This is a genomic window from Sphaerochaeta pleomorpha str. Grapes (assembly GCF_000236685.1).
In the GTDB taxonomy this organism is placed as follows: Bacteria; Spirochaetota; Spirochaetia; order Sphaerochaetales; family Sphaerochaetaceae; genus Sphaerochaeta; species Sphaerochaeta pleomorpha.
This window is the reverse complement of record NC_016633.1, coordinates 2,903,356-2,925,624: the sequence shown is the minus strand read 5'-3', so window position 1 is coordinate 2,925,624 and position 22,269 is coordinate 2,903,356. Positions and strand designations below refer to the sequence as shown.

General features: G+C 48.3%; 21 protein-coding genes. 2 read left to right on the top strand and 19 right to left on the bottom strand.

Features of this window, described 5'->3' with window-relative positions; translation table 11 throughout:
• The first annotated feature begins 229 nt into the window (after window positions 1–229).
• The gene (locus SPIGRAPES_RS13290) at window positions 230–574 is read left to right on the top strand and encodes a cupin domain-containing protein (RefSeq protein WP_014271266.1); all 345 of its coding nucleotides are present in this window, start codon (window positions 230–232) and stop codon (window positions 572–574) included.
• Between the two features lie 69 nt (window positions 575–643).
• On the opposite strand, the gene SPIGRAPES_RS13285 is transcribed toward SPIGRAPES_RS13290, so the two are convergent.
• The 11 genes from SPIGRAPES_RS13285 to SPIGRAPES_RS13235 all read right to left on the bottom strand — a co-directional run bounded on the left by SPIGRAPES_RS13285 (window position 644) and on the right by SPIGRAPES_RS13235 (window position 14,727).
• The gene (locus SPIGRAPES_RS13285; RefSeq protein ID WP_014271265.1) at window positions 644–1,075 is read right to left on the bottom strand and encodes an Hsp20/alpha crystallin family protein; all 432 of its coding nucleotides are present in this window, start codon (window positions 1,073–1,075) and stop codon (window positions 644–646) included.
• Between the two features lie 263 nt (window positions 1,076–1,338).
• Window positions 1,339–5,004, bottom strand: coding sequence for a phosphoribosylformylglycinamidine synthase (locus SPIGRAPES_RS13280; RefSeq protein WP_014271264.1), 3,666 nt, complete (start codon window positions 5,002–5,004; stop codon window positions 1,339–1,341).
• Window positions 5,005–5,013: 9 nt separating this feature from the next.
• The gene (gene purD / locus SPIGRAPES_RS13275) at window positions 5,014–6,276 is read right to left on the bottom strand and encodes a phosphoribosylamine--glycine ligase (RefSeq protein ID WP_014271263.1); all 1,263 of its coding nucleotides are present in this window, start codon (window positions 6,274–6,276) and stop codon (window positions 5,014–5,016) included.
• A 3-nt stretch (window positions 6,277–6,279) separates the two neighbouring features.
• A complete protein-coding gene (locus tag SPIGRAPES_RS13270; RefSeq protein ID WP_014271262.1) occupies window positions 6,280–7,458 on the bottom strand; it encodes a phosphoribosylaminoimidazolecarboxamide formyltransferase in 1,179 nt (392 codons plus the stop codon).
• 3 nt (window positions 7,459–7,461) lie between these two features.
• Entirely contained in the window at window positions 7,462–8,751 is a 1,290-nt protein-coding gene (purN, locus tag SPIGRAPES_RS17375) for a phosphoribosylglycinamide formyltransferase (RefSeq protein ID WP_014271261.1), read from the bottom strand.
• Window positions 8,745–9,779: a phosphoribosylformylglycinamidine cyclo-ligase gene (gene purM / locus SPIGRAPES_RS13260; protein WP_014271260.1), complete on the bottom strand. Its 1,035-nt coding sequence runs from the start codon at window positions 9,777–9,779 to the stop codon at window positions 8,745–8,747. Before purM ends, purN begins: the two co-directional genes overlap by 7 nt.
• On the bottom strand, window positions 9,776–11,221 hold the full coding sequence (purF, locus tag SPIGRAPES_RS13255) for an amidophosphoribosyltransferase (RefSeq protein WP_014271259.1): 1,446 nt from the start codon (window positions 11,219–11,221) through the stop codon (window positions 9,776–9,778). Before purF ends, purM begins: the two co-directional genes overlap by 4 nt.
• A gap of 3 nt (window positions 11,222–11,224) precedes the next feature.
• Window positions 11,225–11,935, bottom strand: a complete 711-nt coding sequence (gene purC / locus SPIGRAPES_RS13250) for a phosphoribosylaminoimidazolesuccinocarboxamide synthase (RefSeq protein WP_014271258.1) — start codon at window positions 11,933–11,935, stop codon at window positions 11,225–11,227.
• Window positions 11,936–11,997: 62 nt separating this feature from the next.
• Complete coding sequence (gene purE / locus SPIGRAPES_RS13245) at window positions 11,998–12,489, bottom strand: 5-(carboxyamino)imidazole ribonucleotide mutase (RefSeq protein ID WP_014271257.1); 492 nt, start codon at window positions 12,487–12,489, stop codon at window positions 11,998–12,000.
• Window positions 12,490–12,669: 180 nt separating this feature from the next.
• A complete protein-coding gene (locus SPIGRAPES_RS13240; protein WP_014271256.1) occupies window positions 12,670–13,080 on the bottom strand; it encodes a C-GCAxxG-C-C family protein in 411 nt (136 codons plus the stop codon).
• 30 nt (window positions 13,081–13,110) lie between these two features.
• On the bottom strand, window positions 13,111–14,727 hold the full coding sequence (locus tag SPIGRAPES_RS13235) for an ABC-F family ATP-binding cassette domain-containing protein (RefSeq protein WP_014271255.1): 1,617 nt from the start codon (window positions 14,725–14,727) through the stop codon (window positions 13,111–13,113).
• A gap of 109 nt (window positions 14,728–14,836) precedes the next feature.
• Between SPIGRAPES_RS13235 and SPIGRAPES_RS13230 the strand changes: the two genes are divergently transcribed.
• Window positions 14,837–15,031, top strand: coding sequence for a YwbE family protein (locus tag SPIGRAPES_RS13230; protein WP_014271254.1), 195 nt, complete (start codon window positions 14,837–14,839; stop codon window positions 15,029–15,031).
• 3 nt (window positions 15,032–15,034) lie between these two features.
• Here the strand turns inward: SPIGRAPES_RS13230 and amrS are convergent, their stop codons facing one another.
• The 8 genes from amrS to SPIGRAPES_RS13190 form a co-directional block, all read right to left on the bottom strand.
• Window positions 15,035–16,018, bottom strand: coding sequence for an AmmeMemoRadiSam system radical SAM enzyme (gene amrS, locus SPIGRAPES_RS13225; protein ID WP_014271253.1), 984 nt, complete (start codon window positions 16,016–16,018; stop codon window positions 15,035–15,037).
• A 2-nt stretch (window positions 16,019–16,020) separates the two neighbouring features.
• On the bottom strand, window positions 16,021–16,596 hold the full coding sequence (gene amrA / locus SPIGRAPES_RS13220) for an AmmeMemoRadiSam system protein A (protein ID WP_014271252.1): 576 nt from the start codon (window positions 16,594–16,596) through the stop codon (window positions 16,021–16,023).
• Between the two features lie 2 nt (window positions 16,597–16,598).
• Window positions 16,599–17,504: an AmmeMemoRadiSam system protein B gene (amrB, locus tag SPIGRAPES_RS13215; RefSeq protein ID WP_014271251.1), complete on the bottom strand. Its 906-nt coding sequence runs from the start codon at window positions 17,502–17,504 to the stop codon at window positions 16,599–16,601.
• Between the two features lie 344 nt (window positions 17,505–17,848).
• Entirely contained in the window at window positions 17,849–18,574 is a 726-nt protein-coding gene (locus tag SPIGRAPES_RS13210) for a FadR/GntR family transcriptional regulator (RefSeq protein WP_014271250.1), read from the bottom strand.
• Between the two features lie 105 nt (window positions 18,575–18,679).
• On the bottom strand, window positions 18,680–19,468 hold the full coding sequence (locus SPIGRAPES_RS13205; protein ID WP_014271249.1) for an HpcH/HpaI aldolase family protein: 789 nt from the start codon (window positions 19,466–19,468) through the stop codon (window positions 18,680–18,682).
• 4 nt (window positions 19,469–19,472) lie between these two features.
• Entirely contained in the window at window positions 19,473–20,396 is a 924-nt protein-coding gene (locus SPIGRAPES_RS13200; protein ID WP_014271248.1) for a dihydrodipicolinate synthase family protein, read from the bottom strand.
• A 25-nt stretch (window positions 20,397–20,421) separates the two neighbouring features.
• Window positions 20,422–21,711, bottom strand: coding sequence for a TRAP transporter large permease (locus SPIGRAPES_RS13195; RefSeq protein WP_014271247.1), 1,290 nt, complete (start codon window positions 21,709–21,711; stop codon window positions 20,422–20,424).
• A complete protein-coding gene (locus SPIGRAPES_RS13190; RefSeq protein WP_014271246.1) occupies window positions 21,708–22,241 on the bottom strand; it encodes a TRAP transporter small permease in 534 nt (177 codons plus the stop codon). The genes SPIGRAPES_RS13195 and SPIGRAPES_RS13190 overlap by 4 nt, the downstream gene beginning before the upstream one ends.
• Window positions 22,242–22,269: the final 28 nt, after the last annotated feature.

The following is a 22,269-nucleotide window of genomic DNA, read 5'->3' as shown; positions in this document are numbered from 1 at the left end:
AGATAATTTAAATAGTGAAAACCTTTCTTTCGCTTTACCAGAACAATATCCTTCTGTTCTTTAAATACAAACAACTGATTAATACTCGATTTCTAGCTCAAAAACACTACATAATGTTCATGGTCGAGTATTATATGGTGGGAATTTACATATTAATGTAATTGAAAGCAAACTGAATGGGGCTTGCCAAACACTTTTCAAGAAGGCAAACTACCGCATGGAGGATCCGATGATCAAGAAAAAAAATGAAATGGTAACAAGTGTCCGCGAGAAAATGCGCGGAGGAAACGGTTCGGTGCTGGCAACCTCGCTCATGGATGAGGGAACCATTGCCCATTGCAGGCTCTTCTCCGAATTGAAACTGGAAAAAGGATGTTCCATCGGACAGCATGACCATGTGAACGAGACCGAATACTATCTGATAACCGGTGGACAAGGAATTGTCACGGAAGCCGATGGTGAGAAAACAGTTTCAGCAGGCGATCTGGTCATCACCGGCGGCGGCGCAAGTCATGCAATTCGAAACGAAGGTGATGAACCGTTGACCTTCATAGCTCTCATTATCCTTGACTAAGAACACCAAAGGCCTGCAGCTTCCTGCAGGCCTCAAGGGGTGGTTTACTCATTATTCACTTGGGAAAAATTATACGTTTTCCTTAATCTTGACTTCAATCTGTTTTGGTTTGACCAGTTCCTTCTTAGGGAGTGTGACTGTCAAGATACCATCAGCGAATTCACCTTCGATTGCTTCCTCATCAATATCCTCCGGAAGACTGAAAGATCGTTCGAATTCCTTATAATACCGTTCGCGAACCAAGGCTTTCTTCCCTTCAGGGGTTTTCTCACTCTTTTTGGAAGAAGTGAGGCGAAGCACATGTTTATCGACATTTACCTGGACCTCATCTTTCTTGTAACCGGCAAGCTCAGCTTCAAGGACATAGGCTTTGCTGGTCTCGAAGATATCCACAGGGGGGATTTTGGAAGAGCTTACGCCCCAGTCAGACCAAATATCGTTAAACAATGATTCAAAGTTTGAAACCGGATTCTGATGATTGTACGTTACGTAATATTTCATGTTGCTACCTCCGCAGGTTCTTTTGGTTTTGTTTTCCAAGCCTCAATGGCTTATGCAATACTATGTGCAAAAGGCGTGCCAACTTTTTATATTCGTATTTTATTTCCTTTATTTAAATACATTTATAATTTTTTATATTCCCACAGCACATGCCCAAAAAGCAAATCAAAGTCAATGCGGGCATACTAAAAACCCCCAATGTATCAATTTGACACACTAGGGGCAATTTTACTCGTTTTTTGGGCCAAATCTCTCCATAACCCTTAGGAGAAGTACTCTACCGCGCCCCTAAATATACCATTTTCAGCAACATAGGGAGTATTCTTATAGAGATGACTTCCAAACCGTTCGCTATGTGCCATACGGCCAAAAACTTTCCCATCAGCGGAAGTAATGCCCTCAATCGCGTACATGGAACCATTTGGGTTATGGGGCATCTCCATGGTGGCAAAACCCGCCTGGTCGACATATTGTGTAGCGATCTGCCCATTCTTTTCCATCTCTGAAAACAGTTGCGCATCACAGACAAAACGCCCTTCCCCATGGGAAATCGGAAGCATCGAGATATCCCCTACCCTATAGTTCGACAACCAAGGTGATGAATTCGAAGCCACCCTGGTTCTGATCAGCATCGATTGATGGCGTGCCAACGTATTGAAGGTAAGAGTCGGACACGAGGCATCCAGCGTCTTGATTTTCCCATATGGCAACAGACCCAATTTGACCAAAGCCTGGAAACCATTGCATATTCCGCAGGCAAGTCCATCACGAACCTCAAGCAAACGGGTGATTTCCTCTGCAATCTGGGGATTACGCATAAAGGAAGCAATGAATTTTCCCGATCCATCCGGTTCATCACCACCGGAAAAACCACCTGGAATACACAGAATCTGGCTGTCCGCCAGTTTTCTGGCAAATAGGTTGGCACTTTCCTGGACATGGCGGGCACTGGCATTATTGATAACAAAAATCTCAGATTGAGCTCCTACTGAGTCCAAGGCACGTTTCAAATCATATTCACAGTTAGTACCGGGGAAAACAGGAATCAGGACCTTGGGTTTTGGACATGTATAGGAAGGCTTGGCAAGGTTCCCCCTTGTAAAGGAAAGGGTCGGGACAGTGCCATGCGTATCGGTTGCAGCTCTTCGGGGATATAGAATTTCAAGTTTATTATCGTAGAGATCTTCAAGAGCCTCCATCCTGAGGTCAAAACCACTGCCAGAAAAACGATAGGTTTCACACGTATGGCCAAGCAGCACGCCCAACTCCTCTTCAGAGGCCAATTCCAGGACAAAGGAACCATAACGCTTGGAAAAAAGGTCTTCGCCCGTCTCTACAAGAAAACCGATCCGATTGCCAAACCCCATTTTCACCAAGGCCTCTGCAATGCCTCCAGAGCCTACAGCATAGCAGGAAAGCACCCGTTTTTCCCGTATCAGGGAAGAGACCTTTTTAAACAGGGCCGGTAGTTTCTCTTCTTTTTCCGCACAAAGCAAGACAACCCTTGAATGGCTCTTCTTAAATTCGGGACTGATAATATCACCTGCATTGCTACAACTTATAGCAAAGGATACAAGCGTCGGGGGAACATCGATCTGCGTAAAGGAACCGCTCATCGAATCCTTACCCCCGATGGCCCCTTTTTGAAGCAGCAACTGGGCTTTGAGAGCACCAAGGAGAGATGAAAACGGAAGCCCCCATCGCAAGGGGTCTGCATTTACCCTCCCGAAATATTCCTGGAATGAGAGATATACCTGCGTCAGGTCAGCTCCGCTGGCCGCCAGTTTTGCCACCGAGTGAACAACCGCATCAAAGGCACCCCCAAAGGGATCTTCTTCCATCCGGTAGGGATCATAGCCGTAGGTCATCACCGAACAGGTAGAGGTTTCCCCCTCGAGTACAGGAATCTTTGCAGCCATTACCTGTGCAGGGGTCTTCTGGTATTTTCCACCGAAAGGCATCAAAACGGAGCCGCCTCCAATGGTAGAGTCAAAACGCTCGCTGAGTCCTTGTTTTGAACAGATATTCAAGTCTGCCATCAGGGTTTCCAGCTGGGAGTTCTTATCCTGCTGGACAGGTCTTTTCTTCTTCTTAGGATTTCTTACCCACACCGAAGCATGTTTTTCAGCTCCGTTCGTATCGAGAAACGACCGGTCAAGGTCGACTATCCGTCGTTTCCCGTGGTACATGACAAGATGTTTTTGCTCTGTAACGGTAGCGATAACCGTAGCTTCGAGATTTTCCTGTTCCGCATAGGAGCAGAAAAGCTTTACATCAGCAGCATCGAGGACAACAGCCATCCGTTCCTGGGATTCACTGATCGCCAAGGAAGTCCCGTCCATTCCTTCATATTTGCAGGGAATGGAATCGAGGTAAATCTCCAAACCTTCTGCAAGTTCCCCGACAGCGACACTGACTCCGCCTGCACCGAAATCGTTGCACCGTTTGATCAAGAGCGAAGCTTTCCCGTTCCGCATAAGTCTCTGAAGCTTTCTCTCCTCGGGAGCATTTCCTTTCTGCACTTCGGCAGAACAACTGGACAGGGACCCTAGGTCATGGCTCTTGGACGAACCGGTGGCCCCTCCACAGCCATCAAGGCCGGTCTTTCCACCAACCAATATGATTTTGTCCCCGGGGGAAGGAACCTCACGCCTGACCTGGCAGGAAGGGACAGCCCCCACGACTGCGCCAAGCTCCAAGTGTTTGGCGACAAAGCCGGGGTGGTAGATCTCATCCACAAGGCCCGTGGCAAGGCCAATCTGGTTTCCATACGAACTGTTCCCATTGGCTGAGGTAACGGCAATTTTTCGCTGCGCAAGCTTACCCTCCAAAGTATCCTCCACCGGGGCAAGCGGATTGGCTGAACCGCTGAGACGCATTGCCTGATAGACATAGGCACGGCCGGAAAGCGGGTCTCTGATGGCGCCGCCTATACAGGTTGCAGACCCCCCGAACGGTTCAATCTCGGTTGGATGGTTATGGGTTTCATTTTTAAACAGAAGCAACCAAGGTTCATCCACCCCGTCATGGTCCACATTAATCTTTACCGAGCAGGCATTGATTTCTTCCGATTCGTCGAGCCTTTCCAGCTTCCCTGCTTTTTTCAAAGCCTTGACCCCAATGGTTGCAAGGTCCATGAGCGTTATTGGTTTCTTTATACCCAATGTCTTCCTGAGTGCAAGATACTGTTGGTAGGCCTGTTGAACCTGTTCATCCTCGATGGCAATTGAATCGAGTGAAGTAAGGAAGGTCGTATGGCGGCAGTGGTCGGACCAATAGGTGTCGATTACCTTCAGTTCGGTTTCCGTAGGATTCCTATGCACGGATTTGAAATAGGCCTGGACCATTTTCAAGTCTTCGAAATCCATGGCGAGGGCAAAGGTGGAAACCATTTGAAAAAGTTGTTCCTCCCCCAAGTCGGTAAAGCCCTCGATGCTCACTACCGCTTCAGGGGGCATCATCTCAAGATGCAGATCCCCAACAGGTTCAAGCGAAACCTCCTGGCTTTCCACCGGGTTGATAAGGTATTGTTTGATGGTTTTAAGTTCATCGGAGCTGATTTCCCCTTCCAGGATATAGACCTTTGCACTTTTTACCAGGGGTCTCTCCCCCCCTGATATCAACTGGATGCATTGGGAACAGGAATCAGATCGCTGGTCAAACTGACCGGGAAGGTATTCGACGCCAAAGACAGGTGCATCTTTTGCAAAATCCAAGGTAGTGTAAACCGAATCGACCTGCACTTCGGAAAAAACTGTCTGCTTGCAACGTTCAAGCAAATTTTGGTCGATACCCTGGACATCGTACCGATTCACTACACGGAGGTCCTTCAAACCTGTAACACCCAAAAAAGTCCTGATATCCTCGGCCAAAGCCGCTTCCTGAATCCTGAACCCTTCTTTCTTCTCAACAAACAACCGGTAGACCATGGTTCTCCCTTACGCCTTGAGGGCGCTTTGCCCAATGTCGGTTCGATAGTGCATCCCATCAAAGGCAATGGTTTTCACCCCCAGGTAGGCTTTCTCAATCGCCTCGGATAACGTATTGGCCGTAGAAACTACATTCAACACTCTGCCACCTGCACTTACAAGCCTATCCTGTTCCCTTCGGGTTCCCGCATGGAACAGGTAGGTATCCTTGCCAAGGGGACTTGAGACAATCGTTTTCCCTGTCTCATAGGAAAGCGGATAGCCTCCGCTTGCAAGGACAACACAGCAAGCACTGGCAGACGAAAATTTCACCTCGACAGAATCCAGTTCCCCCTTCTCGACAGCCATAAGGATGGTAAGAAGGTCGCTCTCCAGAAGCGGAAGCACCACCTGCGCCTCGGGATCGCCGAAACGACAGTTATATTCTATGACCTTCGGCCCAGAGGGGGTTAGCATCAAACCGAAATACAGGCAACCCTTGAAAGGTCTGAGCTCTGCTTTCATCGCCTCGATTGTAGGCAGAAAAATATCTTGCATGCAGATTCTTTGCATTTCTTCCGTGTAGTACGGGTTTGGGGCAATGGTTCCCATTCCTCCCGTATTCGGTCCTTTGTCCTGGTCATAGGCTCGCTTATGATCCATGGAGGAGATCATGGGAACGAGGGTATTCCCATCGGTAAACGCGAGCACCGATACCTCTGGCCCCTGTAAAAATTCCTCGATGACAATCGAATCACCACTTGCCCCAAACTGTTTGTCGACAAGCATAGTCTCAATGGCGTGCACCAATTCTTCTTTGGTATTTGCAATGACGACCCCCTTTCCCAAAGCAAGGCCATCGGCTTTCACCACGGCAGGGAGCGGACATTCCCTAGCATAGGCAAGAGCGGAGGTCACATCGGAAAAGACTTCATAGAGAGCAGAGGGTATATGGTAGCGTTTCATCAGGTTCTTGGAAAAAACCTTGCTCCCCTCGATAATGGCAGCCTTTTTGGAGGGACCGAAACAGGGAATCCCTTGTTCCTGGAGCAGGTCAACCAAGCCGAGGACCAAGGGGTCGTCCGGGGCAACCACGGCGAACCCAACTTGTTTTTCGAGCGCGAACCGAACTATTTTACCCAGTTCCTTTGTACCAATGGGAACACAGGTGGCAATCTCTGCGATTCCCCCGTTGCCGGGAAGCGCATAGATGGTTTCCACCGTTTTGTTTTTCCTGATGGCCTGAGCGAGGGCATGTTCCCTTCCCCCTGCGCCAATTATGAGTATATCCATCGTCTAATGGTGGAACAGGCGGATGCCATTGGAAATCATGACAATACCATATGTATTGCAGGCTTCTACAACTACATCATCCCTGACCGATCCGCCAGGCTGGACGATATAGTCAACCCCGCTGCGTCTTGCCCTGTCAATATTGTCACGGAAGGGGAAGAAGGCATCGCTGGCAAGGGAAACACCCCTGACCTTTTTCAAACAGTCTTTCTTGTCTTCCAAGAGAAAAGGTTTCGGGCATGCAGTAAAATATTGTTTCCAGGCCTCGTTTTCATACAGGGAAGTCTCGGGATCCTCTGCAAGGTATTGTTCGATTGCATTATCCTTTGCGTTTCTGCTCAAAGAAGGAAGGAACGGAAGGGAAAGCGCCTGGTTACTCTGCCTCAGATGCCACAGATCGGCTTTGCTTCCGGCTAGACGGGTGCAATGGATCCTTGATTGCTGGCCGGCCCCCACCCCGATAGTCTGCCCGTTCTTCACATAGCAGACAGAATTCGACTGGGTATATTTGAGCGCTATGAGAGCAATGACCAAATCAATCTTAGCAGAATTCGGCAATACTGTATTTGTTGTAACAATTGGCTGGAGAACCGACTGGTCTAGGACAATAGCATTTCTTCCCTGCTCAAAGGTGATACCAAACACACTTCTCTTCTCAATGGGGCCAGGGATAAAGTTGGGATCGATGGAAAGTATGGTATACGTTCCATTGCGTTTTGTTTTCAGAAGCGCAAGTGCTTCCTCTGTATAGCCGGGTGCGATGACCCCGTCTGAAACTTCTTTGTTAATGCATTTTGCGGTACTGAGGTCACATACATCACTGAGACTCACAAAGTCACCGAAGGAGGACATCCTATCAGCACCGCGGGCCCTGGTATAGGCACAGGCAAGCGGGGAAAGCTCCGTACCTGAGGTTACAAAATACATGCTCCGCTCTTCCTCATTGAGGGGGAGTCCCACAGCAGCACCTGCCGGGCTGACGTGCTTGAAGGAGGCTGCGGAAGGCAGGCCTGTGGCCTTTTCCATCTGGCTGACCATTTGCCAGCCGTTGAGGGCATCGAGCAGGTTGATATAGCCTGGCTTGCCATTGAGGACTTGCAAAGGGAGCTCTCCGTTCTCAACGAAAATCCTTGCCGGTTTCTGGTTCGGGTTACAGCCGTATTTCAATTCCAAACTATCCATTTCCTACCTCTTGTTCTTGTTGATGATTCTCTGCTCGCTTTTCCCGTTTTCCAGGTTCGTGTACCGCACAAACAGGGAAATCCGGTTCTCGCTGTCCAAACTGTCCCAAAGGTCCTCGGTGAAAGCATCGATAGAACCTGCAAGCGATACTTTTTTTGGTGGTCCCTCAAAAGGAGGAAGCGGGGCCCCGTCACTCTCATAGGTATGGATCAGATGCCCGGTTCCCTTCTCTGGTTTATCATACTGGTAGAAAAGCCTTTCACATTCCCCGTTGTTTCGCTTGAGTATTGAGAGGGAATACCCGAACGGTTTCCCCATTTTCACCACTGCACTGATACGTGGGGTATAGTTTGGCTCATCCGGTTCGTAACATCTTGTCTGCAAAGCTTGCTCAAAGGTTTTTCCCTCAGAAAGAAAATCATAGATGGTATCGCTCTGGTCCCCGTTGGTAACGATAAGAAAATTGCCAACGCTACGGACAGGACTGTAGATTATCAAAGAAGGGTCTTCTACCCGTTTTGGGTCAAAGGCCTCTGTTTTCAGGCCATCTGCCTGCTCCCTAAAGATTCGGTTCCGGCTGTTCTCGCTCCGTCCCATAATGAAATAGGCGACTACCGCCTGGTTATCCTCAGACACCCCGACAAGAATCCCCCTCCCGGGGTACCGGTTTCCTTTCAGCAATTGTTTCAGATCCATTTCCGCTCCTCTTTCAGCACACAGAGTTTCGACACATTGGGGAAGCAACACCCACTCGGCCTGTTCCATAACCCGTTTCTGAAGGCTCTCGGGAGTATCTCCAGGCAACACAGAAACAGCCTTTTGCGCGATGATTGCGCCACCATCTGGTATTTCGTTCACATAATGTACCGTAGCTCCGGTTACTTTCACCCCATATTCGAGGGCCGCGCGGTGTACGGTAAGCCCATAATACCCTTTCCCGCAAAAACTGGGTATAAGAGAAGGATGAATATTGATAATCCGGTTTGGATAGTTCCTTACGAAGGAAGGGGAAAGAATACATAGGAACCCAGCAAGCACCACCAAATCTATGGAGTTTTCCTTAAGAGCCTCACTGAGTCGCTGCTCGAACAAAGAGGCCTGTCCCTTGTGTTTTTCTATGACCAAGGTGGCTATCCTTTGGCCTTCCGCCCTTTTCAGCGCATAAGCATCCTTCTTGTTTGCAATCACCAGGCAGACAAAACCGCTTTTAAGGGTACCGTTTGCCTGCGCATCGAAAAGTGCCTGCAAATTGGTGCCTCCGCCACTGCACAGTACAGCGATGCGCTTCAACATAAAACTACTCCGGCCTCCCCGTTCTCGATGGTTCCCAGAATATAGGATTCCGGGATTTCCTGTAAGGCTAGACTTGCCGAATCCCGGTCGAGGACAAGGACCATCCCTACCCCCATGTTGAAGGTGTTGAACATATCCCTCATCGGAATCTTACCAGTTTTCTGGATCAGATCGAAAATGGGAAGGATGCGGACATCGCCGGTTTTTATGACGGCCTGTTTCCCCTCAGGAAGGCACCGTGGAATATTTTCATAGAATCCACCGCCGGTTATATGGGCAGCTGCCTTGATTTTCACCTTCTTCGCAAGGGCAAGCACAGGCTTTACATAGATTGCCGTGGGTTCCAAAAGGGCTTCCCCCAGCGTTTTCCCAAGGGAGGAAAAGGGGACCTCAAGGATAGAGGGACCCTTCTCCAGATTAAAGACCTTCCTTACAAGGGAGAATCCATTGGAGTGAACCCCAGAGGAAGGCAGGGCGATCAAGATATCACCTTCTTCGATAGTCTCTTTGGCAAAGACCTGGTCACGGTCGACAACCCCTACGGTAAAACCTGCAAGGTCGTATTCGTCCTCACTGTAGAAACCGGGCATCTCGGCCGTCTCTCCCCCGATAAGGGCACAGCCAGAGCGAACGCATCCTTCAGCTACCCCTTTTACAATTGCCTCAACCTTGGCAGGTACGGTTTTTCCCAATGCAATGTAATCAAGGAAAATCACCGGTTTTGCACCGCAGCAGATGACGTCGTTGACACACATGGCCACGCAGTCGATACCGACGCTCTCGTGCCTGTCCATCAAAAAGGCAAGTTTCAACTTGGTCCCAACCCCATCGGTACCGCTTACGAGCAAGGGATGGGGAGTCTCTGCCAGGTCAAGTTCGAACAAGCCCCCGAACCCCCCGATATCCGAACGGACCCCAGGGATGAGGGTACGGGCGACATGGCTTTTCATCAGTTCCACTGCTTTATAGCCTGCATTTATATCTACACCGCTGAGGCGGTAACTTTCACTCTGGCTATTGCTGTTCATTCTTCTTCGCTCCTTGGCAGTTTCGCCGAATACTTGTCTTTTCCCTTGCACAAGGGCTCGGGACAAGGGTAATTCCCGGTAAAGCAGGCAGTGCAGAACCCAATGCAGGGATGGTCTGCAAGTTTTGTAACATTTTCACTACTGAGAAACCCCAGCGAGTCGACATCGAGCTGCCTGCACATCTGCTCGTCATCATACTTGTAGGCAAACAGATCTGTCGAAGAGTCTATGTCTGTGCCAAAGTAACAGGGGTAGAGGAATTTCGGAGCCGAGGATCTAAAATGGATTTCCTTTGCCCCTGCCTCACGCAACAACCTGACAATACGTTTGCTTGTAGTTCCCCTGACAATCGAATCGTCGATGAGTACTACCCGCTTGCCTTTCACTGTGGAAACAATGGGATTGAGTTTAATCCGTACGGTATCCTCACGGTCGCTCTGGCTTGGCTGGATAAAAGTCCTCCCGATATACTTGTTTTTGATAAACCCAAGGCCATAGGGGATACCCGATTGCCTTGAATAGCCGATTGCAGCATCGAGGCCACTATCGGGGACCCCGATCACCACATCTGCCTGGGAGGGATGCTCAAGGGCTAAAAATGCCCCGGCCCTCAGGCGCGCTGAGTGAATATGAATGGAATCGACAATGCTATCAGGCCGTGCAAAATAAATCAGTTCAAAAACGCAGAGCGAGGATTTTTCTTTTTTACAGTGTGTCTTGATGCTCACAGGACCGGTCTCGGAAACTGTCTTGGAGTCAATGACTACAATCTCCCCAGGTTCCACATCTCGTTCAAAGATAGCCCCGACAGCATCGAGGGCACAGCTCTCCGAGGCAAAGACATACCCATCGCCAAGTCTTCCCATACACAGGGGACGAAACCCCCAGGGGTCGCGCACGGCAATAAGCTTTGTGCTGGACATAACCATAAGCGAGTACGCCCCGGCTATTTCTTCCATGGTCTTCTCGATCGCCTGCTCGATGCTCGTACAGGATAATCGGTTCTTGGTAATGATATAGGCAATTACTTCAGTGTCGCTGGTCGTATGGAAAATGGAGCCCTTCATCTCAAGCGATTCCCGTAGCTCGGCATCGTTGGTAAGGTTCCCGTTGTGGGCAAGGGCCATACGGCCTTTCCTATGGGTTATCACCAAGGGTTGCACATTGGTCCTCGGGTCATTGCCTGTTGTACCATACCGTGCATGGGCAATGGCCATCGAAGAGCCGGAACCCAAAGGAATCGAGCCTGGGGGGAAGACATCCCTGACCAGGCCGCTATCCTTATGTACAGTAATCACCCCATCGTCGTTCAGGGCTATGCCACAGCCTTCCTGACCCCTGTGCTGCAGGGCATACAGTGCATAATAAGAGAGAGCGGCGACATCCTCGTTTGCTTTCGAGTAGACGCCGAAAAGTCCACACTCTTCGTGAATTTCGGACATTGGTTATACTCCCATGAGTCGCTTGAGAATTTCCTTGTAGGCATCTTCAACATTTCCGAGGTCACGTCTGAACCGGTCCTTGTCAAGCTTGGTCTTGGTCTTGCTGTCCCAGAACCGGCAGGTATCGGGAGAAATCTCATCGGCTAGGATAATCGAACCGTCATCAGCGCGACCAAATTCCAACTTGAAGTCGACCAATTCGATACCAAGGTCGAGCAGATATTCACTCAGTATCTTGTTTATCTCGAAGCTATAGGAGGAGATGATGGCCAATTCGTCTTCAGTGGCCAATTCCATTGCCTTAATGTGGTACTCATTGAGCATGGGATCGCCTAGGTCGTCGTTTTTATAGCAATATTCCAAAACCGTGGTTTTGAGTTTGGTACCTTCCTCAAGGCCAAGGCGCTTGGACAGGGAACCGGCTGCAATGTTGCGTACGATAACTTCCAGGGGAACTATCTGCACTGCTCTCACTGCGGTTTCCCGTTCGTTGAGTTCCTCAATAAAATGCGTGGGGATTCCACTCTGGTGCAAAAGCCCCATGAGGTGATTGCTTACCCTGTTGTTGATGGAACCTTTCCCCTCGATGGTCCCTTTCTTCAACCCGTTGAAGGCCGTGGCATCGTCTTTATACGAGACAATATACACCCCGTCTTCATTGGTAGCGTATACTTTCTTGGCTTTCCCTTCGTACAACTGCTTGGTCTTGACCATAGAGAATCTCCCTTGTCTTACAGAAATGTATTGCTTTTTCAGGACTAAAAAAGAACAAAGCCTTATTTTGTAAAGCTTTGTTCAAGTTCATCATTCTTTTTAAGTACCGATTGCTCCATGGCTATCCGGTTCTTGGAGAGTTTTGCCGACAGCTCCTTGTCCCCAAGGGCAAGGATCTGTGCAGCAAGCAAGGCTGCATTGCCCGCCCCATCGACCGCGACAGTCGCTACGGGTATACCCGTGGGCATCTGCACTGTGGAGAGCAGGGCGTCGAATCCTCCAAGCGAGGCCGATATGGGCACCCCTATGACTGGCAGGATGGTGTTTGCTGCAAGAATCCCTGCAAGGTGGGCGGCTTTTCCCGCCCCTGCTATGATCACCCCATAGCCACTGGATGCGGCTGTTGAGGCAAACTCAATTGCCTGGACCGGAGTCCTATGGGCAGAGTAGATGTGCGCGTCATAGGGTATCTGAAAGTCTTCAAGTACCTTGAAAGCTTTTTTCATTAAGGGCAAATCGCTGTCACTTCCCATCACAATGGCAACTTTCATCATCGTCCTCTTCCCTCTCAATTGAAACGTATATGCGTACCATACCGAAACAAGGAAAGAATTGCAATTCAAAATGCTACAATTTTACAACAAATTTTTGTCGTATCATGTGTACCAACATTGAATTGCAACAGATTTCAATATTTATTTATCGAATATATTGCATATTGCAACATTTCAGGTCTATTCGATATGAAGTACTTGCTGTGCAATGAGTACTGCGTCTTCAATGCAGAGGGGACAGCTACGCAAGGCAACACCGCTCTCAGTTCCTTTGAGCTCCTTGCAGACAAGACTCTGTGTCCTTTGTTCAAACAGTTCGACCATCTGCTTTGCAAGTTCATAGGTCTTGGCCTTGGTAAGGTTTTCAACTTTTCCACTGCTTGTCAGAAGCGATGCCACTGCCACTGCCCCGCTTAGTGCGCCACAGGTTGCCTCGTTGCCACCCATCCCGCCACCAAAGCCTTCCATGACAGAAAACAAGGTACTCTCGTCGATGGAGAGAACAGGCAAAAAGGCACAGGCTACAGACTGTGCACAGTTATATCCCTTCTCATGATTCTCCCTTGCCTTCTCTACAAATGCGTTTTCCATACAATTCCTCCTGTTAGTAGCAGTATATTGCTAATCCATATTCTTTTTGTGCAAATAATACGAATAATCGCCTTCATATACATTCAGTTTCCCATTGTCCATCTCGAATACCCGGTTAGCCAGATGACGCAGAAAATACCGGTCATGGCTGACGATGAGTATGGTACCCTCAAATCGATGGAGGGCATCGAGCAACACTTCCCTGCTCTGTATGTCCAAATGGTTGGTAGGTTCGTCGAGGACAAGGAAGTTGACCGGAACTGCCAGCATACACGCCAGCATTACCCGGCTTTTCTCCCCGCCACTGAGGACCGAAATCTTTTTATCCGAATCGTCGCCCGAAAACTGGAACGAACCCAAAATATTCTTGATCGATCCGATTGTAGCAAAGGGAATCCTGTCAGATACTTCCTCAAAGATTGTTCGCTCGGGATTCAATACATCTGAAGAATACTGGCTGAAATAGCCTAGGTTTACACTTGAGCCGAGAGTCACGGTTCCCTCAGTGGGAGGAGTCAAACCGGTAATAACCTTGAGCAAGGTTGATTTGCCTGCCCCGTTGACACCAGTAAGTGCAATACGGTTGCCACGCATCACCGCCCCTGTCAGACCTGAAAAAACCTCATGGTCGCGCTTCCCTTCAATTTTCCAGGCTTTCCCAAGGTCTTTCATCATGACAACCTGGTCGCCGCTTCTCGGGCAATCGGCAAACTGGACCTGCATGACCTTGGTTTCTGCAGGGAGGGTAATCCTTTCGATTTTCTCCAAAGCCTTGATACGAGACTGGACAAGCGAGGCATGGGAGGCCCTTGCGGCAAACTTGGCAATGAATTCCTCATCCTTGGCAAACCTGGCCTGCTGCCGGTTAAAGGTTGCAATAAGCTGTTCTCTCCGTATCTCACGTTCCCGCAGATAAAAATCGTAATCCCCGCTGTAGGTGGTAACCGCCCCTGCTGCCACCTCAACTGTTCTGGAACAGAGTCTGGTCATGAATTCACGGTCATGGCTGGTCATCACCAAGTCACCTTTAAAGTTCCTCAGCCATTGCTCGAGCCAAACGATCGACTCCACGTCCAGATGGTTTGTCGGTTCATCCATGAGCAACACATCGGGGTTCAGGACCAAAATCCGGGCTAATGCGATTCTCATCTTCCAACCACCGGAGAAATTCTCCACAGGCTCACGGAATCGATCAGGCCCGATGCCAAGGCCGGTAAGCACTGCCTCGCACCTATATTCCAAATCATAACCTTCACGGGCAAGGAACTCGGTCTGCAGTTCCCCATATAGGTCCATCTCTGCATCTGAAAGCATTTGCGAGGCGGGGTCTGCCATACGGTGCTCGAGCTCTGAGAGTTTCCGTCCTATCTCATATACGGAACCTGCCCCGGCAAGGACTTCCTCAAGGGCACTTCGCCCTGACATTTCCCCTACGTTCTGGGAAAAATAGCCAATAACGGTCCCACTATCAGCCAATACAGTTCCATCATCAGGTTTCTCTTCCCCTGCGATTACTTTCAACAGGGTTGTCTTCCCGGCCCCATTAGGACCAACAAGCCCGATTTTATCCCCGGGACGAATCAATAAATCTGCATTATTCAACAGGACACGTTCACCATAGGCCACTCTGATTCCGGTAAGCTTCATCACGAAATTACTCCTAAAAAAGCCCACTGTAACAGAATCATAAAAATTTGTCATCGTAATGACCAAGGCACTCGCCTTAGCATATACTCAATGGCAAGGAGAACAAGAGATGGACGGAAAAACCAGAAGCAACCTACATGCAGGACTCAAAGTCTCGATAGAACTCAAGGCCGACCAGAGAACCGGGAAGCGCACGGAAGGCATTGTCAAAGACTTGCTTACCAATTCCCCTACCCATCCGCATGGGATAAAAGTGAGACTGGAGTCAGGTCAGGTAGGAAGGGTTCAGGAAATCCTCGACTGAGCGTCAGGGGAAAAGCCCATATATGGGTAGGCCACAGTGCTCACAACGCCCTTTTTTGATCGAGGTGTACTTTCCTGGGGTGTTCTTCCCCTCGTAGGAATGGGAGCCCATGAGCAGGGTATGGCAGGAAGGGCAATAGGTCACATCGCTTCTTGCACTGTTACCCCCGTAGATATAGGGAATCGAGGAGAGTTTTGCTTCTTCGATCATTTCAGAGAGGAACTCTTCACTGGTCGGTTTTCGAGAAGAAAATTTATAGCGGGGAAAGAATCGGCTCAGGTGCCAGACCTGAACATTGAGTTCTTTCAGGGCCTTTCCCAGTTCCTGTATCATCTTGGAGGTATGCATGCCCTCGATGACCATTGTGGTCACCTCCAAATGTGCATTTGCCTTTACTACATAGGCAATGGAATCGAGAACAGGTTCAAGATCAGCCTGGCACACTTGATTATAGAATGCGCGGTCTCCCTTAACGTCAATATTGAAGGCGTCAATGAGTGGGACTACCCTTTCAAGGGCTTCCTTTGAAAAGGAACCATTGGTTACCATAATGTTTTTCAGGCCATTTTCTTTTGCAAGGGCGGCTGTCTCAATCATATAATCCTGCCAGACTATGGGCTCGCTATAGGTATAGCTAACAGAGGGACAACCAGAGTCAAGTGCCAGTGTTACTATCTGGGAAGGTGAAAGGATTTCATTACCTATTATTGGAGTGGTAGAGATATACTCTTTCTGCGTTATGGGATAATTCTGACAGAAAGAGCAGGTGAAATTGCAACCGAACAGGGCAAATGAGAAGGTTTTCGACCCTGGCATAAAATGGTAAAGCGGTTTTTTCTCGACTGGGTCCACTGCCATGGAGACAACCTGCCCATACCCAGTTGTCACGATTGTGCCATTCTGGTTCTTACGCACACCACAAACCCCGGTCTTTCCGTTTGCAATCGAACAATGTCTCCAACAGAAATCACAGGAGGTGTTATGCATGATCAGTCATCCTCCGAAAATACGGTTGCCCGAAACGTTTCAAAATGGCAATCAGGATCTTTCCATGCAGAAGGATCCAGACCTGCTTTCAGGCAGAGGTTGTCAAGCATCTCTTCGCGTCCCCAGCCCTGTTCTGTAGCGACTTGGGGAAGGAATACTGCACGGTGTGGCCCAAGTGAAAGAATGATGCCATCGTGTCCCGGTTCAAATTGATGGGGCGAGGCAATGGGTTTCAAAGGGGAGAGTACTGAGATTTCAATCGACAGATACGGCAGCTCTTCAATCTGGACGGGAGGGAACCGGGGGTCCTCGAAAGCCGCTTCCAGAACCAAATCCTGCACGAGTTTCCAAAGGGGTTTCGTCCCTGTCAAATAGCCAATGCAACCACGCAAGGCACCATGCCCTTCATTCTCGCTCCCTTTTCTTCTCAGGGTTACAAAGGCCCCATGACGGGCTTTCATTGCCTCCGAGGGGTTGTTCTCGATAGTTTTTGCATAGTTCGACCTATCTTCACCAAGGGTTTTCTCCAAAGTTTCCCGAGCTAAGGCCAACAGCAGATGCATATCCTTCGTTTCCATGGTCAACTCCATATGATGCTCGAATAGGTAACAAATTCATCCTCTTCATTCTCGAATACGTCATTTGACGTGTAATACTCACTGAGGGTGCCTTTCGCATTAAAACAGGTTGCAAGCGTGGCTACGATGGCTCCCGAGGCAAGGCCGCAGACCGTACTATGATGATTCTCACAGAAAGCCAGGGCTTCCTTGATATTTCCGTCGATAAGCAAGGCTGACAATGCCAGGTCGTCTTCTTTGACCCTGTTGAAAATTGCACGGGGAAGGTTGTTCTCATACGGGGTATGTGCAAACCGACGACCGTAATGGGTGAAATCGCTACTGGCGATTACCAGGGTTTTTCCACTGCGCAAGGATTCTTCACCGAGATTATCGATCAACCGATGGGCAATTTCCTTTGCTTTTGAACAGTCACTCAGATGAGAGACCAGCGCCGTGGAGACAGCAAGTTCCTGTTTCCTGGTTTTTACTACCCAAGCTAGGTAGGGCATGACCATTTCCACGGCATGTTCACTTTGAATTGCCCGCTCCCCACCCTTGATCCCAAAGGAAAGCGAGAACCCCTTTAGATTGCCCAAAGGCGTCTCATATTCATCAAAGGAACCTACTGACAATTCATCTGAATACAGGGAGGTATAATGGGAGGGAGCGATGATTAAGACCCGCTCTGCCTGGGGTGGGAAATGGAGAAAGAAAGGAGCTATGCCACGTTGGGAGAAGGAAAGTCCTGCATGGGGAAGAATTGCAAACCTTCCCTCTGGATAAAAGCTGCCTTTTTGCAATTCCCGGTCTTTTGCTTCCTGCAGGGATATCTCCAGAAACGACTCTAGCTCAGTGGCATCAAGAGGATACCAGGACCCTGCAAAACCAGCATGTCTGACTCTCGGAGAATGAAAAGCAGTATCCATTTTCTCTCCTTCGCAAAAAGGCACAACAAACCCCTTGCCTTTCCATTCTAAAGCAAAGAGGGGAAAATACAAGATTTAGGAGACGACAAAAACAAATTACCCAACTATCACCAACAGGCAATATGCCAGTGGAAGGTCTTGTATGAAGAGAAAGCAGTTTATGATTTCCAAGCTGCCTGTGCAGCAGATACCTGCACATTTTCAGAACCAACTTTGCACAGTATGCACAATAACCGGGGTTTCTGAATTTTTACCAATAATATTTTTCACAAAGAGAGGAAACAATCTGTATGCAGCGCTACCCTTTTACCATGTGCCTTCATTAAAACAGAGAGGAGGCTTGCTTAGTTTTCCTTGGCCTGTGACCGGGAATCAAACTGTCTGACATTTTCGCTGGAAACCTTCAGATGCTCTGTCATTGCCAAACGGGCTAAACCCACATCATGATCAGAGAGGGCATCAAGGATTTTCCGGTGGCGATCGATGGCATCGTCGATGCCGCCTTGAATGAGAATCCCCTTACCCATATATTCTTTGAGCAAGGAAGTAAGGACTTCGACAAACATCGTGAGCAATTCATTTCCGCTTGCCTCGGCAATTGCGATATGAAATGAAGCGTCAAGGGCTACCCTGTCTTTCAAAGGCAGGGTTTTATCATTGAACAACTTCAGGATATGGTCCATTCGTGCAAGTTGCTCTGCATTCGCATGTACTGCTGCAAGCTCCACAGCCGACATTTCCAAGATTCCACGTACTTCCGTCAATTCTTCGGGGGAAATATTATCGACCTGCATGATTCTGCTCACTGCAGTCATGACCGTATCGGTTTCCGGTTTTGTAATATAGGCACCTGAACCGTTTTTCAAGGTGACCAACCCACGCTCCTGTAATAGTTTCAAGGCCTCACGAATGACAGGTCTACTGACATTGTATTGTTTTGCAAGTTTCATCTCCGAAGGCAATTTTTCCGAAACCCTCGTCGAGGAAGATGCAAGGATTACTTCCTCGAGATGGTCCGCCACCTGCTGGCTGAGGTTGGTTCGGGAAAGGGAAAAATCAGAAACATCCATCACAGACTCCTTGGCAATAGTACTACTACTTGTATAAGGTACTTGGCATTGTGTAAAGATATTTCCAGCAGTTCAGGCAATATACCCACAAGAATTAAAATTCTCTTAGACAATTCGTTCTGCTTGTCGTGATACAAACCCAAGCGTGCGAGCAGCTCCTTGCTGTAAAAAGGAAATATCATCTCCAACCGAAATGAAATCAACTCCCATTTCCATCCACATTCCAATAACCGCTTCATCAGGCCCGATGGAAACACCTACGGGTTTCCCGGCATTTTTCGCAGCCTTGATAACCCTGCTTCCCAGCTGTAAAACTTGTGGGTGTGTACTCTGGCCGAGCAAATCCAAGGAGGCTGACAGGTCGTTGGGCCCAATAATGATTGCATCAAGGCCTTCTACGCAAAGGATTGCCTCAATGTTTTCCACTGCCGTCACATGTTCAATCTGGATAATCCTCAAAAAAGATTCCTTTGCAGTTTCCAGATAGGTTTTGATGTCAGTTTTCCCATATTTTATGGCTCTTCTAGGTCCGAATCCACGAATTCCCTCTGGAGGATACAAACAGGCGGCAACCGCTGCCTGTGCTTCCGCTTGGGTAAGAACCATGGGAATAATGATGCCATCGATGCCCATTTCAAGCACCGGTTTGATAACAGCAGGATCGTTTACCGGGACACGGACGAAGGCGGCAGAGCCACCCTCGTTAACCGCGATGACATGCATCAAAAGATTCTGTTTGTCAAACGGCCCATGCTCACCATCAATCCAGATGAAATCATAGCCAAAAGTCGCCATTGCTGCAGAGATAGAAGGATCTGTAAAAAACACATGCCCTCCCACCACCTTGCAAGAGCCCTGTTTCATTCTTGAGAGAAGTTCTTGTGCCCTGTCCATTTTACTACCCTTTGAGTCCCAATTTGGTTCTCATAGCCTTCTCCATCCTGATCAGGCTGTCGATTTCGTGCCGGGCGTTTTCGTTCAGCAAAGAAATTGACTTCGATCTGGTTACCAGGCTCATAGGAATATCGGTTTTGTCAAAATGGTATTTTGCATTCACCGGATATGCACGGGCTTCGGAAACTCCGGCAACAGTGAGAAAATCGCTGACTTCACGGGCAAGTTCCGGTTCGGTCTTGAAATGGTCGTACATCCACTTGTACAAGTCGATATGGAAATTGGCCATCACCCCGTTATAACCGTGATACCCTGCAATCAAAGAATCGAGCAACGTCGAGGTATTTGCATTGAATAAAGCGAGGTTAGTCCCCTGTACCAGTTTTATTCTCCGTTCCTCTATTTCGTTACTACAGGAAACATCTTTCAGGAACACAAGTTTCCCGGTTTTGGCACAATCAGAGAGAAACTCATCCGTGAGTAATCTCAGATAGGGATACGGGCATTCATACAACCCAAAGGTTACCTCGGGAAGTTGCCTGAAAATGTCATTGGCATTTTTTTCAAAAACCTCAGAACCTTCCTGCTCTTGGGCCATCCTGTTTGCAACAAGGACAACCGCATCGACCCCTGTCTCTGCCATTCTTGCAAGCTGTTCAATTTGTTTTCCATGGTCATCCGCAGTATGTCCCGAGGCAATCACTTTTACCCTGCCCTCGGCCGCATCCTTAACTGCTTTTGCAAGGTCAAATTTTTCCTGTTCGGAAAGAAAAAACATTTCACTAGACTGGCAGACTGCGAAAATTCCGTCACAACCATGATCTATATACCATTCTACCAAAGCAGTTACGCCTTTGAAATCTATTTTATTATCCGCAGTAAAGGGGGTAATCATGGTGGGCCAGCAGCCCCTATAGGAAGAATCCATAGTATTCATTCTCCTTGAAAATTAATTAAATCAGACCAGCAGCTCTCGGAAGGAACAACGTGACTTCCGGGAAATAGGTAATTATTATCAGAACCAATATCATTGCCACCAAAGGCCAGATGATTTCTTTCATGACTCCTTTGAGCGGAGTGCCCGATATCCCTGAAGTAATGAACAGCAACATTCCAAACGGAGGTGTTGAAAGCCCTACCATCATGTTAAACGTTACGACCAAGCCAAAATGCACCATGTCGATACCCAAAGCCCTGGCAACGGGAATCATGATAGGAACAAATACCAGCTGAATCGTAGAAGTATCCATAAACATCCCGAGGATGAGGATAACCACATTCACAAGGAACAAGAATCCATACTTTCCGGAGGTAATACTTAAAATCCAGTTACCGATATTGAGAGCCAACTGCTCCCTTGCTACGATATAACTGATAATAGTAGCTGCACCGATCATGATGCTGGTTGCCCCGATATCCCTCACAGAAAGTTTCAAGACTGCAAAAAATTCCTTCCAGCCGATTGCCTTGTAGGCAAAGACAGAAATAATCAGAGCATAGAAACCTGCTATGGCACCGGCCTCGGTAGGAGTCATGATACCCGTATAGATTCCCACAAGCAAAATCACCGGGGTAAGCAATCCAAGGATTGCCCTGAAGGTGGCCTTCAAGAATACGCTCCAGACTATCTTGGCTCCGCGGGGATAATCTCTTTTCCTCGCCACGAGGGCAACATATATCATAAGAAAACCTGTAAGGAGAATGGCAGGAATCATACCTCCCATAAACAATGCCCCGACAGAAGTGCTTGACAGCATCGCATAGATAACCAGGGGAATCGAAGGAGGGAAAATGGGACCGATTGTCGCCGAGGCTGCAGTTATGGCACAGGCAAACTCAGCATCGTAGCCTTGGTCTTTCATTGCAGCAATCTCGATTTTCCCAAGGCCTGCGGCATCAGCTATCGCCGATCCTGTCATTCCCGAGAAAATGAGGGAAGCAATGACATTTACCTGTCCGAGAGAACCTCTCATCCGGCCACAGAGGCCACCGGCAAAATTGAAAATCATATCGGTGACTTTCCCCGAGTTCATTATATTCGCAGTGAATATAAAGAGAGGAACAGCGATGATTACATAGTTTGTGTAATAGGTATTCATAACCTGATTGATTACCAGGCTCAAATCCCCACCTTTCACTAACAGATAACAGGCGGCAGAGGCCAACATGCCAAAGGCAATAGGCATTCTCAATAGGAAAATGAGAACAAATACGAATAAGGTGATAAATAGGGGAAAACTCATACCAGCTGGCCCTCCTCGACATCCATTTTCTTCAGATGGTCGACGCTGTCAGTAAGTTTACCGGTCAAAACCTTCCAGTCCTCTCTGATTGAAGGGATGGTATAACCAATAATCGAACATAAGAAATAACAGAACGGAAGGAAAATGTAGGTGTAGGAAACACGCAATACCGGAGTCATCTGGAATCCCAGGAAAAAGGAATAACGAATGGAGGGGATCAGCATAACAGCGAAAGTACCTACAATCAGAAGATTTCCAGCTAGGCGGGTACCCGCTGCCAACTTGGGACTGTATAACTCGTAAAGCATCGTGAATTGTACATGGCTGTGTTCCCGCATGGTATAACAGGCACCAAAGATAACAGTCCAGCAAAATCCTATGACGATAACATCCTGGGTCCAAAGCAAGGGATGGTTGACTACATACCGGAAAAACACCTGCAGGATGAATGTAACAAACATGGCAGTAAAGGAAAGAATGGGTACATAGACCTCAAAGAATTCCCTGAGAAACAGTGCAGTCTTTTTCACTTGTAAGACCTCCCTTCAAACAAAACAT

Coding starts and splice junctions, on each gene's coding strand:
- SPIGRAPES_RS13195 (WP_014271247.1), bottom strand. CDS start 21,711: ATGAGTTTTCCCCTATTTATCACCTTATTCGTATTTGTTCTCATTTTC.
- SPIGRAPES_RS13210 (WP_014271250.1), bottom strand. CDS start 18,574: ATGGATGTTTCTGATTTTTCCCTTTCCCGAACCAACCTCAGCCAGCAG.
- SPIGRAPES_RS13290 (WP_014271266.1), top strand. CDS start 230: ATGATCAAGAAAAAAAATGAAATGGTAACAAGTGTCCGCGAGAAAATG.
- purF (WP_014271259.1), bottom strand. CDS start 11,221: ATGTCCGAAATTCACGAAGAGTGTGGACTTTTCGGCGTCTACTCGAAA.
- SPIGRAPES_RS13205 (WP_014271249.1), bottom strand. CDS start 19,468: ATGGACAGGGCACAAGAACTTCTCTCAAGAATGAAACAGGGCTCTTGC.
- SPIGRAPES_RS13230 (WP_014271254.1), top strand. CDS start 14,837: ATGGACGGAAAAACCAGAAGCAACCTACATGCAGGACTCAAAGTCTCG.
- purD (WP_014271263.1), bottom strand. CDS start 6,276: ATGGATATACTCATAATTGGCGCAGGGGGAAGGGAACATGCCCTCGCT.
- purC (WP_014271258.1), bottom strand. CDS start 11,935: ATGGTCAAGACCAAGCAGTTGTACGAAGGGAAAGCCAAGAAAGTATAC.
- SPIGRAPES_RS13280 (WP_014271264.1), bottom strand. CDS start 5,004: ATGGTCTACCGGTTGTTTGTTGAGAAGAAAGAAGGGTTCAGGATTCAG.
- purE (WP_014271257.1), bottom strand. CDS start 12,489: ATGATGAAAGTTGCCATTGTGATGGGAAGTGACAGCGATTTGCCCTTA.
- SPIGRAPES_RS13235 (WP_014271255.1), bottom strand. CDS start 14,727: ATGAAGCTTACCGGAATCAGAGTGGCCTATGGTGAACGTGTCCTGTTG.
- SPIGRAPES_RS13270 (WP_014271262.1), bottom strand. CDS start 7,458: ATGGATAGTTTGGAATTGAAATACGGCTGTAACCCGAACCAGAAACCG.
- purM (WP_014271260.1), bottom strand. CDS start 9,779: ATGAACAGCAATAGCCAGAGTGAAAGTTACCGCCTCAGCGGTGTAGAT.
- purN (WP_014271261.1), bottom strand. CDS start 8,751: ATGTTGAAGCGCATCGCTGTACTGTGCAGTGGCGGAGGCACCAATTTG.
- amrB (WP_014271251.1), bottom strand. CDS start 17,504: ATGGATACTGCTTTTCATTCTCCGAGAGTCAGACATGCTGGTTTTGCA.
- amrS (WP_014271253.1), bottom strand. CDS start 16,018: ATGCATAACACCTCCTGTGATTTCTGTTGGAGACATTGTTCGATTGCA.
- SPIGRAPES_RS13285 (WP_014271265.1), bottom strand. CDS start 1,075: ATGAAATATTACGTAACGTACAATCATCAGAATCCGGTTTCAAACTTT.
- amrA (WP_014271252.1), bottom strand. CDS start 16,596: ATGGAAACGAAGGATATGCATCTGCTGTTGGCCTTAGCTCGGGAAACT.
- SPIGRAPES_RS13240 (WP_014271256.1), bottom strand. CDS start 13,080: ATGGAAAACGCATTTGTAGAGAAGGCAAGGGAGAATCATGAGAAGGGA.
- SPIGRAPES_RS13200 (WP_014271248.1), bottom strand. CDS start 20,396: ATGGATTCTTCCTATAGGGGCTGCTGGCCCACCATGATTACCCCCTTT.